This window comes from Crocinitomix catalasitica ATCC 23190 (genome assembly GCF_000621625.1).
GTDB classification, from domain to species: Bacteria; Bacteroidota; Bacteroidia; order Flavobacteriales_D; family Crocinitomicaceae; genus Crocinitomix; species Crocinitomix catalasitica.
The window spans coordinates 47,025-61,285 of sequence record NZ_JHXV01000020.1 but is presented as its reverse complement, the minus strand read 5'-3'; the positions used below and the strand labels follow the sequence as shown (position 1 = coordinate 61,285).

Here is a 14,261-nt window from a genome sequence, read left to right as displayed (position 1 = left end):
AACAAGAGAGCCTTTAAAAAAAGGCTCTCTTAATAACAAATGTAATAAAAATTATCAGTCAAAAGACCGAAGTTAAAAATAGAATTTTATTTGATTCCGATACTTAAACCAATTGTGTGAACGTTATCAAAAGCTCTTGTTTGTCTAAAAGCATATTGAATACCAATCATGTTTTTCTTTTCACCAACTAGCGCATCGACAGATACCCCAGCAGTCAATCCACTCAAAGCTGTTGTTCTTTGATCAAAATCAAAATCACTAGCAAAAACACCTTTTTCATAAACGTATCCTGCCATTAAATCGAACTTAGCTTTATCCAATTCCATTGCATAATTCAATCCTAGGCGGTATTGATCGTTAGAGAACGAGTTAGCAGAGAAACCTAAGGCTATAGTTAATTTACTAGTTTCTGAGAAATTAAAATCATAAGATCCACCAATCGCTAATAAAGAAGGAAGTTCAGATGAATTTGCTCTTTGCTCCAAAGTAGCTAGATCACCAGTTCCAGGATATTCAGCCTGCAATGAAATACCATCACCTTTAACATTCATAGTAGGTCCAACGTTTTTCAGTGCAATACCAAATTTCATTTGATCCTCTTCACCAGTTACGTATCTAATTCCAGCATCAATTGCAACACCTGTAGCTCTAAGGTTAGAAATTGATTGTGAAATTACCTTCACATTAATTCCACCATAAATTGAATTTGAAAATTCACGGGCATACCCGACATTAAAGTTAGAGTATGTAGGAGAATATGTACCTAAACCACCCTCGGGTAATTCGACAGTAGTAATATCAATTTCACCAAAACTAGTTGCCATAACCGCTATCGATATAACACTACTTTCTGAAATTCGTTGAGCTAAACCTGCTGAATTAATTGTAACACCAGATCCACCTAACCAATTTGTTCTATCAAAACGGATTTCTGTTTTATCAGTAAAAGCTAAACCAGCAATATTCGTAAAAATTGCATCAATTCCATTTACACAAGATATGCCGGCATCAGCCCAAGCAGAACTTCTTGCCCATGGATTAATTAATAATTCAGATGCTCCAGCAGAACCAACACGATCACCATTCCCAGCAAAACCAGCGGTTGTTGATAGTGCTACGGCAAATCCTGCCAAAATAGTTCGTTGAATTAATTTATTTATTTTCATTCTAAACGTTTTTTAAATTCAAATGCGATTAACTATTATAAATTATCTAAATCAGGTTGTCGCATAACACCATACCATTTCAGTACCTTTTCGTATTCCTTAACACCACCGTCTTCATTCACTTCAATTTTGATATGAATTAAATAAATTCCACCGGCAATTGGAATATTCTTAGCATTCTTTAAATCCCAATCTAAAGAAGTGATTGCATCATCTTTCTTATAAGATCTAACTAAAGCACCTTGCATATTGAAGATATTCACTTCACATCTTTCTGGTAAGTTGGTAATTTTTACTCTATTGTCTAATTTACCAGTTTCATAAGCGCTATATGCATAGTAAGGATTCGGTACAATTTTGATATTATCAATAACTGAAACTAATTTATCTGAATCAGCTACACGAGAAGAATTACTAATATTGAATTGATACATTGGGAAACCTTCGTTTTCACCATTTACAGTACGTTCATCATAAGGAATATTAATACGAGTACTTATCTTTACATCAGTAGACAATAACTCCTCATCTTCTGCTAACATCGGTTCCATAACCCATTGACAATTTGTCCAAGCATCACGATAGTTTGAATTTCTTTCACTTCTCGCTTCATATTTAACTAGGTCTAATTTATCTCTTAACCAAGCACCTTGGTCATAAGCAGGAGCATCAGTACCATCAACATCAACACCGAAGATATATACATAATGCATTCCGCCGAATAAAGGATCATTTATATTATCTCCAAGTTCTTCAGCATAACTAGATGTTGGATTCCAAATCATATCATTACCATTTTCACCTAACAGCCATGAGTTTTCACTGAAAGCCATATTCAATCTTGTTCCAGTATTAACATCAATTGCATAACCTGGGAACCAACCCATACCTGTTGCATCTACGCTATTTGCTTCCTCTAAATTAACACCAGGATCACCTTCCGCTAATCCATTCTTATCAACAGATTTATCACCTCTAGGCTCTAAGATATAATCATCATGTTCTGTTACGGCAGGATTATTATTTATCTCAATCACAGGACATCTTGTCCATTTAGATTTATCTTGAGTAATAACAATATCAACATCATGTAACTCTTCTAAACTGGCTTTAATTTGCGCTATACGTGCACTTGAAAAGAATTCAGAACCGTTACTAGATTCGTAAGTTGGTTCAGATAAATCTTGACCAGGTTTTCCGAAAGGCATTCCATAAGTCTCATATCCTACAAATCTGAATGGTGCAATACCTCCACCTAACAATTTCTCATACTCTTGATTTTCTGCATCCATTTCACCATTATCATCATAGTTACAAGGTGCATAAATCCAATTTTCTACAGTACACAAAGCATTCGGAGTTTCATCCGTATTTTGAGAATTCGCATCATCAGTACCTACTCTAATCCAATTTGATGGATAGTAAGTATCTTGATCATTTACGAATGCTAACCATTGTTTTGATGAATCTTGGTAAGTGATCGTCGCATCTATCGGAGAAGTAAACAAATCAACACCAAAACGAGTAAAGTATTGTTGATTAACCGTAATTGCAATTCCCCAATCTAAAATTAATTGTTCACTTAACAAACCTATTACTTGATTTGAAAATACAGTATCTCTAGAAGTTGCACCGTCCTCAGTATAAACTCTTTGAATCCACCATTCATCTTCAGCAATACTTTCAGCTGTTTTTCCAAAACCAATTGTATAATCACCATCTTTTAAATTAAGTGGATCTACCACTCTAACGTCTATTGGACCTGCATTTGCTTTATAAACTGGGTGATCAATTTGATTGTTTGTTAAAATATTTTGAACAGAAGCGTCAGTTAATTCGATAAATGCACCACCATTTCCAATTCCTTCAATTTGTGTAATTTCAGGTTGAAAACCATAACTTGTAGTAAATACTCTACCATCAGCTTCTGGTGAAGGATCATGTGGAATTGCTTCTACAGATTCAATACTACCTGAAGTACCTGCATTTCTTGATCTTAAATATGGAGCTTTTTGACCATCCAATGCAGCAGGATCATCAGGATTATAAGATTTAAAGTTATTATAGGCATAAGAAACTGCGATATAGTAATACTTTTTATGGTTTACCAACGCTCTTGAACCTTCAGCAAATAAATCTTCAGTAATTCGGAATGAGTGACGAATTCCTTGGTCTAATTCACCACCTGGAGCCGCCTCAACCATTATATTTCCAAAAGGAATATTATCTTCATCTCTCCCATAATTTACCATTTCACCAACATCATTTTGCACATCAGTTTGTGCAACCAATCTCGCTTTAGCAACATCATTAAGATCACTTACTGAAGCACTCTCATCAATCATCTGGTAAATTTGGTACCCTTCAAAACGGAAAGTATCATCATAAACAATACCCATTGCAAGTAGTTCATCCGGTGTTATAATATTAACTTCATCTCTTTGAGCATAAGACTCAATTGCAGGACTTCCTGCTGGAGTTGATAAAAATAAAATCAATTCATTTTCTAATTCTTGAACTGTTAATACTGGCGCCACTGGTGGCTCAAGAATTTGGAAACAACTTTCAAATAATTTTTGTGCTTTCGTATCAGCAGTAAATAACGATCTTAATGGCGCTTCGATATCACTATCCGCACTTACACCAATCACAACACCAACAGTAATATTGTTTACAGCACCAGGCGTCAAAGTAAACGGTCCTGCTGACTGTACAAAACGTCTATCGTCAGGATCATTATTTTCAGACACTTCACTCCAAGCATCAGCACTTGGTAAAGGATTAGGATAAGTACCCCAACCTAAAGTATCAGAAGCACCAGGGAAAGCAAAACGTGTTTGCACACCACTACTACTTGTATTACCATTTCCTCCAAATTTCAATACTTCACTATTTTTCCAGATTGACTGCAAGTATAAATAATACTGGGAAGCAATTGTAGGATCATTATAATTAGCACTACCAACATTCGTATAATACATAAATCCTTGCATCCCAAAACGCTCATTATCAACAATGTCATCACCATATCCTAAACCATTCAAGGCTTCATTCTCAGCAATTCCAATAGGATTCGCAATACCATCATTATCTTGGTAAGGACCCTCAAAAAAATCTACACCAACAGCTGGTGGATTAGCACCATATGTTGGCTCACCACTTAATGGAGCGTCATCATTTAAATCTCCATTATAAGCATATCCTAAACCTCTCCCCACATCACAACCAACAAAATCATCACCAGCACCACCAACATCAGGATCTACATATTGACCAAAATATGTATTAAACAAAGTTTGCGTACCACGGTTAATTAATTCGTAATTATAAAAGGTCATATTATTGATCTCATCATCTGTAGCAAAAGCAAATGCTTGTGCACGAATCTCCATTCCAATTGGATCACCTCCAGTTTCTGTATGAATATTCCCTTTATCATTAAATACCCACCAATGCGTTTCATCACCGAATAAAGTTACACGACGATCTGTTCTACAATCTATTTTTTTATCTACATCATACCAAGGGTAATCACCATCTTCTAATGGATTATAAATTCCATTTCCACCATCACCATCTCTATCATTATCGTAAAAAGGCGCTAAATAGAAATCTTGTCCTAAAGATTCTTTACCATGAGCTGGCCAGTTTAAAATTCTACCCATAACTTCTTCGTCTGGAGCAATTACATCTTCACAGTCTTCTGGATCTGAAATACCATTCTCACAATTCCACCAAGCAATAAACTGCTCTACTTCTATTCGTCTGATCGTAAAAAATTGATCAAATTCAACACAAGTAGCAGGATAAACTTCCGCAGCACCATTATCTTTAACTAGATTAGACTCAGCTTCAATTGGGTTAAACGGATTATAATTACCACTCCCTAAAGTTAAATCTCCAAGTGGTCCACCCCAAAAATCATTACCGTTAGTTCTAAAACGGTGAGCAGCTAACTTTAATTGACCATTAATATCTTCTCCGCCCATCCATAATGATCCAGAGAATATAACACTTGTATTCGCATCTTTTGGAAAATTATAAGAACCAGTTGATGTTGCCCTATTCTGCCAAAGCGATCCCCCAACTTCAATTAATGCTTTTACATTATTGTATTCCAAGAATAATCTCCCGTTAGATGGAGCACAACCTGCAGCACGAGACTCGATTTCAACGCGTCTCGTGTCTCCTATATGTAGATAAGCGAACAAAGAATTCGCTATCCCCAACATCAGTATATTTAATAATAACTTTTTCATAATTTCTTTATAAATTCTTCAACTACTCAATTAAAAATCAAATTTAACACCTAATCTAATTGTACGCGGTACACCATAATTATAAGGATTATTCACTTTTAATAAATAATAATCACGGTATGATTGTTCATCCAATTGTGATTGAATTGAAGTTTGATACTGTGCAGCTGTCAAATAACCATCATCATCAGCATTACCAGTTGCTCTATAAACGTTAAGTACATTCTGAATATTGAATATATTCGTTACCCTTAAATAAACATTCAAATAAGCCGCTTTTTTCTTATCTTCATCTTTACCAAACTCTAAGTTGAAATTTCTATCCAATTGTAAATCAACTCTAAATTGCCAAGGTTTTCTAGAACCGTTTAAAGTTCCATCTAATTGATTAGCACCTTGCGTGATTAAAGCTTGACCTGATGCAAGTTTAGAACCTGAATAAGGTGTCCCTGAACCAATTTGAGTTACAACATTCAGACCTGTATTTTCTAGGACACCAAAATCTCCAATTCTAGGCCCTTTATAATCAGTACCATCTCCATAGCGATAATCTAATACGACATTAAAACCATGTCTTTGATCGTAAGAATAAGGGAAAATCGTTCTTAAATTAGGTTCTCCAGAATTCACTAAACTCAAAGCTGAGTTAGCATCAGATCCAGTACCATTTGCAAATTGTAAAGTATAAGAAGCTGTCATTCTAATATTACCAGTTCTTCTTAAATCATAAGCAATTGTTAAACCTTTTACAGTACCAAAATCTCTATTACCATAAGTACGGTATGTATTTGGATAAGCTTGGAACACATTTACCAATTGAACTTGATCTCTTTGTTCTTTATAGAAAGCTGATATTTTTAAAGAAGACGTTTTAGATAAAACTTGTTGAAATCCTAATTCGTAATCAATTGTTTTTTCAGGTTTCAAATCAGGATTATTAATAATTCGGTTACGTGCTTCTAAAAATTGATATTCTACTGGATCAAATCTATTACCAGTTGTAGGTCTTTTTGTTAAGATATCATAATGTGCAAAGAACGACGCCTCATCCGAAATTGGGAAAGAGAAAGCAACTCTTGGCATTACATTTACTTGAGGTTTATAATCCTTAAAAGCTTTTTCATTTGGAGATGTCAAAGAAGGATCTTCTAACCAAGGAGCAATACCTTCACTACCTTCTAATACTTTTGCATCTGAAACTTCAATACCACTTGCGTTGTACCAAACGTCTCCATCTCTATATCCATTTATTGCAGTTGGATTACCAACATCATTAACATAGACAACAAAATCATCTCCAATATTGTCTGGGTGAACTATTTCAGTTCCATTATCAAATGCAGATACTTCACCTGCAGTTTTAGCTTCGTACAATAAATACTTATCTGTTAAAACTGGTTGATTTGCATCGTAGATATCAACACGAACACCAACATTAAAGATGATATCATCAAAAGCAAACTTATCCATTAAATAACCAGACATATAAATTGGTTGAAAAGCACCTACTTTTCTCTCAAAATTGCCATCATCATTATAATCATTAAAATATGCAGTAATATCAGTAGCACCACTTACTTTTTCACCTGTATGATCATAACCATACCAGCTAAAATAGTTGTTTCCTGAATTTAATAATTCATCAGCACTAAACATATCCACTGTGAAGAAATCTGGATCTATATCATCAATATCAATAAAATATGTACCATCAGGATCTAGTCCTAATTTATTTCGGACATTATAATCAAAAAAGTATTGAGCATCATTATTTTCTTGACCACCATATTCACCTTTTGATGCATTTAATCTATCATATGTTATTTGAGGATAAGTACCAAAATAATTCGTTGTAGACTCACTAAAATCTAATTCTGTAATATGCGCATTTGCATATTGTCTTGCAATTGTCCAGATTCCAATTGGATTACCACTATAAGATCTATCCCAACGTTGCTCATACTCAAAACCTACTGAAATAGCATGATTATTCAAGTTAATTGTACCAGAACCAGTTACACGAAATTGATCTTGTTGAGAATAACCATAAGTATTATAAGGTGTTCCTAGATTTTGCCAAATACCATAAACATTATTCGGTAAATCTCCATTTCTTAATCCTCCACCTTGATCGATTTGATTTAAATTCTCAAAATTACCCTCAGTATTACCTGCATAAATTTCAAAATACTGGCTAGTAATAGCAGATAAAGCCTCATTATTTGCTGATGGAGTAAATTCAACTAAAGTATCTCTAAACCCAGTAAGAACTAAACTATCCCCACCTGCATTAAATCCATAAGTTGGTATTTTTGTTGTTTTAAAATTACCTACGTGACCATAGTTGAAAATTTTATCTTGATGATCTTCATCCCATACTTTAGTATTTGATTGAGAATAATCAACCATTAAAGAATAAAATGCCGTTTTAATTTTAGAAGTTGAACCTTCTTCATTATTATTAAAACGATGTGTAAAACGACCATAAATTCTCCAATCAAAATCAGTCGCTTGTCCAAAGTTTTCAAAATTCATCAATGAATTTTCATAACTATATCTATTACCACTACTGTAAGACATCGAACCACCAAAAGTTAAATTCACATTAGGACCTGCATTTACATCAATTTTACCTGCTGCAGAAGCCGATCTATTTCGCGCATTCATTCTCCATGGCACTTGTTCAAAACTTGATAAATTCGCATCATCCGAATTTCTCAAATATGAAACATTATCATAAGTACCTCCTGAAGCTAAACCTGTTGAACGTACAGGCCCTAATAAGCTAGGATCTAATAATGAATCTCTCACACTTTTCTTTAACCTGTAAGCTCCACCATTTGCTAATGGTCTATTATCTAAAACATCTGAAAAATTCGCTGATAAGAAAAAACCTAAAATTGGTTTTGTTGGTTTACCAGTTGAATCTTTTTTCATTAATAACGGCCCTGAAACCATACCCTCAACCAGGTTGTACGCATATTTATCCAAACCAAAAACTCTTCCATCGTAACCTAAAGGATCATCTCCGTTAAAATAGAAACCAGAAGTTACACCTTCAAAAGACCCAAAATATTTAGCCGAAGGCCCACGTGTTGTAATAGAGATAATACCACCGGTAAGATCCCCATAATTTGCAGGTACACCTCCAGTAATTACAGACACCTCTTGTATTGCTGATTTCGGAATAGCAGATGAACCCCTTACCTTAATACCATCTATATAATAATAAGTTGCATCATTACGTGCACCACGAATACTTAATCCTTCAGTACCCTCTTCCTTATATACACCACCAACTGTTGATGCAATTCCTTCTGCAGAACGAGTTGCCATTTTAGAAATATCATCTCTTGTTACGGTAGCACCCGAAGCTCCACCATCTTGATCGATCAGAGGAACTTCATAGTGAATTACTTCTACTATATCTAATAATTCTGATGACGACCCTAAAGCAAAATCAACAATTGTTAACCTATCAGAATTAACAACAATACCTTCATTACGTTGTGTTTGATAATTCACAAAACGAACTTCAACATCATACTCACCTGGCGTTAAGGAACTCAAAGTAAATCTCCCGTCAAAATCAGTTTTACCAGCACCTTTTCGCTGCCCTTCTTGACTAATAATAACATTAACAAACGGCAATGGTTCTCCAGTTTCAGCATCAGTAACTGCCCCCCTTATAGTACCAGTACCAGTTTGAGCAATAGCAGCACTCATTGAAAGAAAAAATACTGCAAATAATAGTTTTAGCTTTTTAAGCATAAGTAAGCGATTTTGTTATAGAATCTTAAAAATACAATAGCCCGTAAATATATATAAATAATGTTGACGAACTTAAAAAATGTTAAAATATTTATAATTCCTTCTTATCACAAAAATAAGAACAAATTGCGATAGACAATAGTCGGTAGTTAACCATTTTTAACGACTTTATACAAGTCTATTATTCTTCATTGGTTTACCTTTTTGTCTTCTTTTGGCATTTTTAGCAGCTCTTTTCATACGTTTCCGCGTTTCTTTATCTTGATTTTTCCACTGCTTTTTTCCGGCGCGTTTACGGCTGTTATAACTGTTTTTCACCCTCTTAGACTTAGCACTACTCTTTTTTGACTTGACACTTTTAACGCCTTTATCCTGAGAAAGACCAGAATTAGGCAATATTATAACGGATACAATAATTATTAATAATTTCGTTATAGACTTAGCAAATAGTTTACTCATGCAACAAATATATTTAAGATACTTCTTAATTTGTAACATTTTCGGAATTTTATTTTTATCCTCATGTAAAGAGGGTGACTATCCAATTCCTAATGTTCCTGTAAATATAATTATCAATTTAGACTTACCAGCATACACAGCTTTAAATGCTCCTGGGGGACATGCATATATTGATGCAGGTTCACGTGGAATCGTAATTTATCGGAACTTTGATAAATTTGTTGCACTTGATAGACATAGTACTTACAACTCAGAAGATGAATGTGCTGTAGTTGAAGTAAATCCACTTAATGAATTTGAACTACTAGACACGTGTTCTGGTTCCATTTTCAGCATCACGAGTGGTGTTGTCACAAAAGGACCTGCCCAATTCGGTTTAAAAAACTATTATACATCTTGGGATGGTGCTTATACGGTTCGTGTTTATAATTAGCACCAAAATATTTTAGAAACAAAAAAAGAGATCCCAAATTGAGATCTCTTTTTTTTATAGTTAAATACTGTCTACTAGTATCTGTAATGCTCAGGTTTATATGGGCCTTCAACTTCGACACCAATATATTTAGCCTGCTCTTCTGAAAGAACTTCTAATTCAACTCCAATTTTAGCTAAGTGTAATTTCGCTACTTTTTCATCTAAATGTTTAGGCAACATATACACTTCATTTTTGTAAGCTGAAGTATTATTCCATAATTCCAATTGCGCCAATACTTGGTTCGTAAATGAATTCGACATAACGAATGAAGGGTGTCCAGTTGCACAACCAAGATTCACTAATCTACCTTCAGCTAAAAGAATAATATCTTTACCGTTGATTGTATACATATCAACTTGTGGTTTGATTTCATCTTTAGTATGACCATATTTAGAATTTAAATAAGTTACATCTATTTCATTATCGAAGTGTCCGATATTACAAACGATCGTTTTATCTTTCATCATCTCAAAGTGCTCTCCAGTGATGATATCTTTATTACCTGTAGTAGTAACAACTATATCTACATTACCAACAACATTGATTAATTTTTTAACTTCAAAACCGTCCATTGCAGCTTGCAAAGCACAAATTGGATCAATCTCCGTAACAATTACTCTAGCACCTGCACCTCTTAAAGAAGCAGCAGAACCTTTACCAACATCACCGTAACCTGCAACAACCGCAACTTTACCAGCCATCATTGTATCAGTAGCTCTTCTAATCGCGTCAACTAATGATTCTTTACAACCATATTTATTATCGAATTTAGATTTAGTAACAGAATCGTTTACATTAATCGCAGGCATTACTAAAGTACCATTCTTCATTCTTTCGTACAAACGGTGTACTCCAGTAGTAGTTTCTTCAGATAAACCTTTAATATCTTTAGTTAATTCAGGAAAACGGTCAAAAACCATATTCGTTAAATCACCACCATCATCTAAGATCATATTCAAAGGCTTACCATCTTCAAAAGCAAATAATGTTTGCTCGATAGCCCAATCAAACTCCTCTTCACTCATTCCTTTCCATGCGAAAACCGGAATTCCTGCCGCTGCTATTGCCGCTGCTGCATGATCTTGCGTTGAGAATATATTACAAGATGACCATGTAACGTCTGCACCTAATTCAATCAAAGTTTCAATTAAAACCGCTGTTTGAATAGTCATATGAAGACAGCCAGCAATTCTAGAACCTTTTAAAGGTTTCGACGCCCCAAACTCCTCACGTAAAGACATTAAACCTGGCATTTCTGCTTCAGCTAAACGAATTTCTTTTCTACCGAACTCCGCTAAACTAATATCTTTAACTTTGTATTTCAATTTTTCTTGTGTATTACTCATTTTTTAAACTTTTTTACTTTAAGATTGTACAAAAGTACGAAACTAGTTTATAATTTACACCATAAAAAGCAGGCTTTGCAATTTACAATTGAAGACATATTACTAACATCTGAACTTGAAATCAAGATTTTATCATATCCTGCGCAAGAAATTCTTACTAAGGAGCTCATCGCATTGAATGAGGTTGAACGTATAAAATATGACTCCTTTAGTTCTGAAAAACGGAAATTAGAATTTTTCTTCACCCGCATTCTTTGGGCAAAATTTGGAAAGAACGAATTCATTACCTATAACAAATTAGGGAAACCATGTTTAACGAATGGTTATATAGGCATCTCACATTCTAAAAATAAAATAGCGGTTGGATTTTCTAAACACTATCCAGTAGGAATTGACATCGAACATTATTCCCCAAAAATTCATCGCATCAAACATAAATTTTTATCAGATCAAGAACTCATTCGATATGATTTAGAAGATCAAAATACGATAACAACACTTTGGAGTATTAAAGAAGCACTGTATAAATTCAGGAGTGAAGACGGTTTAAGTTTTAGAGATGATATGGACATCATAAAAATTGGAGATGAGAACTTGGCAGAACTTAACTTCAACAACTCCAAAATACAAGTCCCTTTTCATAAACAATGTTTCAAAAACTTTATCTTAACGTACTGTATTAAAGAAATATAAAATCTAAACTAAAAGCATAACATGTTACGAATTTTAACGAATTGTTAAGCATTAAATTTAGGAATCTTTATACCTTTGCCGCGCATTACGACCAACCTTCTATAAGACGAGATCGTAATTAGGTTTACTACTTAGAATTATTATGCCAAATACTATTAAAAAATCATTGATTTTAGTCTTCATTATTTTTGTTGGCTCTAGTGTTTATCCATATCGATCATGGTATCAAAAAGCACATGTTGGTGGTGAAGCAAGACATCGAGTTGTGGCTTTTTCAATTGGTAATAAAGGTTATGTTGGTGGAGGACACGTTAATTCTGGTGTTTTAAAAACTTATGCTGATTTTTGGCAATACGATCCTGGCTCGAATACTTGGACACAAATTGCTGACTTTGGCGGTGGCAAAAGATTCCATTCAAGTGCATTTACTATCGAAAATAGAGGGTTTGTTGTTGCAGGAGAAGACCATGAAGACAGTTATACCAATGATTTATGGGAATATATACCGGAAGTAAATACATGGATTAGAAGAGCGGATTATCCAGGAGAACCTAGAAGAGGCGGTGTTACTTTTGTATTGGATGGTTTCGGTTATTACGGCACTGGTCAGTCGCGTTTAGGATATTTAGCAGATTTTTACAAATATGATATTGAATCCAATACCTGGTCTGAAGTTGCAGACTTTATTGGAGAACCGAGGAATGCGGCTGTGAGTTTCGCTAGTGAAAACCGAGGTTATGTAGGTACAGGTCATGTTCCTGGTCGCGCTCTAAAAGATTTTTATGAATATGATGCAAGTCTAGATAGCTGGAGTAGAAAAGCGGATGTGAGTGATACCATTCGTCAGGATGCTACTTCGTTTTTCATAGATGGCAAAGGTTATATAGGAACTGGTCATGATGAATTGGGTAATGACTTTAAAGATATTTGGGAATACGATTTAAGTAGTGACACTTGGACAGAAATAGAGGAATTCGGAGGACAAAAAAGACGATATGCCGCTACATTCGTTATTGAAAACAATGTTTATTTGACCGGTGGAACAGATGGAACGAACTTCAAAGATTTGTGGTTATATGCCCCTTCAGTTGGATTAGAAAAAATTCAAAGCGCAATAGATATTCACCTCTTTCCAAATCCAAGTACAGACAAGATCCGTATCAATATTAACAACCGTGATTACAATATGACGGATTTAAAAATTCAGATTTACAACATTCAAGGTAAAAAAGTATTTTCGTCTAATTTTCAAAACAATGGATTAATCATTGAGCAATCAACTATAGGAAAAGGAATATTTTTAGTTGAAATTATAGAAAACAACAAAATCCTTAGAACAGAAAAAATAATATTTAATTAATGGATAATTTTTTTGACATAATGAATGATGGAAAGCGGAAAATTGCCATTCTAATCGATCCTGAAAAGCGAAATAACGCTGCAGAATTAGATGAATTACTAGCGAAAATAAATATCCTTTCACCTTCTTTCATTTTTGTTGGAGGGAGTACAGTTAGTGTTGACGATTTTAATAATTGCATCAACCACTTAAAAGCGTGTACTGATATTCCTTTGATAATATTCCCTGGATCAGCACATCAAATAAGCGAAAAGGCTGATGGCATATTATTTTTATCATTAATTTCTGGAAGAAATCCAGATTTTTTGATTGGACATCAAATCGAATCTGCTCATCAGCTTAAAAAAATGGACATCACCATTTTACCGACAGGTTATATCCTGATTGATGGAGGAAAAACCTCTTCAGTGGCTTATGTCAGTCAAACTACTCCAATACCGAGTGATCAATACAATATCGCAGCTAAAACTGCTATTGCTGGAGAATTATTGGGATTAAAGTCTATCTTCATGGATGCAGGAAGCGGTGCCAATTCTCCAATTTCAGCAGAGATGATTCGCTCCGTTAGGAAAAGTATCGATATCCCATTAATAATTGGTGGAGGTATTCAGACGATTGAAGAAATTGATATTGCTTTTAATGCTGGTGCAGACTTGGTTGTAATTGGCAATAAGATAGAGCGTGACATTGATTTTTTATTGGACATTAAAATGGTTATTGAGAACAAATAAT

General features: G+C 34.3%; 9 protein-coding genes. 4 read left to right on the top strand and 5 right to left on the bottom strand.

The window, feature by feature from the left end:
• Window positions 1-86: 86 nt before the first annotated feature.
• The 4 genes from T367_RS0112360 to T367_RS0112345 all read right to left on the bottom strand — a co-directional run bounded on the left by T367_RS0112360 (window position 87) and on the right by T367_RS0112345 (window position 9,655).
• Window positions 87-1,166, bottom strand: a complete 1,080-nt coding sequence (locus T367_RS0112360; RefSeq protein ID WP_051568528.1) for a PorV/PorQ family protein — start codon at window positions 1,164-1,166, stop codon at window positions 87-89.
• A 35-nt stretch (window positions 1,167-1,201) separates the two neighbouring features.
• The gene (locus T367_RS0112355; protein WP_027420130.1) at window positions 1,202-5,425 is read right to left on the bottom strand and encodes a T9SS type A sorting domain-containing protein; all 4,224 of its coding nucleotides are present in this window, start codon (window positions 5,423-5,425) and stop codon (window positions 1,202-1,204) included.
• A gap of 30 nt (window positions 5,426-5,455) precedes the next feature.
• On the bottom strand, window positions 5,456-9,196 hold the full coding sequence (locus T367_RS0112350) for a TonB-dependent receptor (protein ID WP_084274413.1): 3,741 nt from the start codon (window positions 9,194-9,196) through the stop codon (window positions 5,456-5,458).
• Window positions 9,197-9,364: 168 nt separating this feature from the next.
• Window positions 9,365-9,655: a hypothetical protein gene (locus T367_RS0112345; RefSeq protein WP_027420128.1), complete on the bottom strand. Its 291-nt coding sequence runs from the start codon at window positions 9,653-9,655 to the stop codon at window positions 9,365-9,367.
• Between T367_RS0112345 and T367_RS0112340 the strand changes: the two genes are divergently transcribed.
• Window positions 9,654-10,088, top strand: a complete 435-nt coding sequence (locus T367_RS0112340; RefSeq protein WP_051568527.1) for a Rieske (2Fe-2S) protein — start codon at window positions 9,654-9,656, stop codon at window positions 10,086-10,088. The genes T367_RS0112345 and T367_RS0112340 overlap by 2 nt on opposite strands.
• Window positions 10,089-10,162: 74 nt before the next feature.
• On the opposite strand, the gene ahcY is transcribed toward T367_RS0112340, so the two are convergent.
• Window positions 10,163-11,476: an adenosylhomocysteinase gene (ahcY, locus tag T367_RS0112335; RefSeq protein ID WP_027420126.1), complete on the bottom strand. Its 1,314-nt coding sequence runs from the start codon at window positions 11,474-11,476 to the stop codon at window positions 10,163-10,165.
• Between the two features lie 75 nt (window positions 11,477-11,551).
• On the opposite strand from ahcY, the gene T367_RS0112330 reads away from it, so the two are divergent.
• The 3 genes from T367_RS0112330 (at window position 11,552) to T367_RS0112320 (ending at window position 14,260) form a co-directional block, all read left to right on the top strand.
• The gene (locus T367_RS0112330; RefSeq protein ID WP_169736066.1) at window positions 11,552-12,169 is read left to right on the top strand and encodes a 4'-phosphopantetheinyl transferase family protein; all 618 of its coding nucleotides are present in this window, start codon (window positions 11,552-11,554) and stop codon (window positions 12,167-12,169) included.
• Between the two features lie 142 nt (window positions 12,170-12,311).
• Window positions 12,312-13,529, top strand: a complete 1,218-nt coding sequence (locus T367_RS22260; RefSeq protein ID WP_051568526.1) for a Kelch repeat-containing protein — start codon at window positions 12,312-12,314, stop codon at window positions 13,527-13,529.
• Entirely contained in the window at window positions 13,529-14,260 is a 732-nt protein-coding gene (locus tag T367_RS0112320; RefSeq protein ID WP_027420124.1) for a geranylgeranylglyceryl/heptaprenylglyceryl phosphate synthase, read from the top strand. The genes T367_RS22260 and T367_RS0112320 overlap by 1 nt, the downstream gene beginning before the upstream one ends.
• Window position 14,261 lies beyond the last annotated feature (1 nt).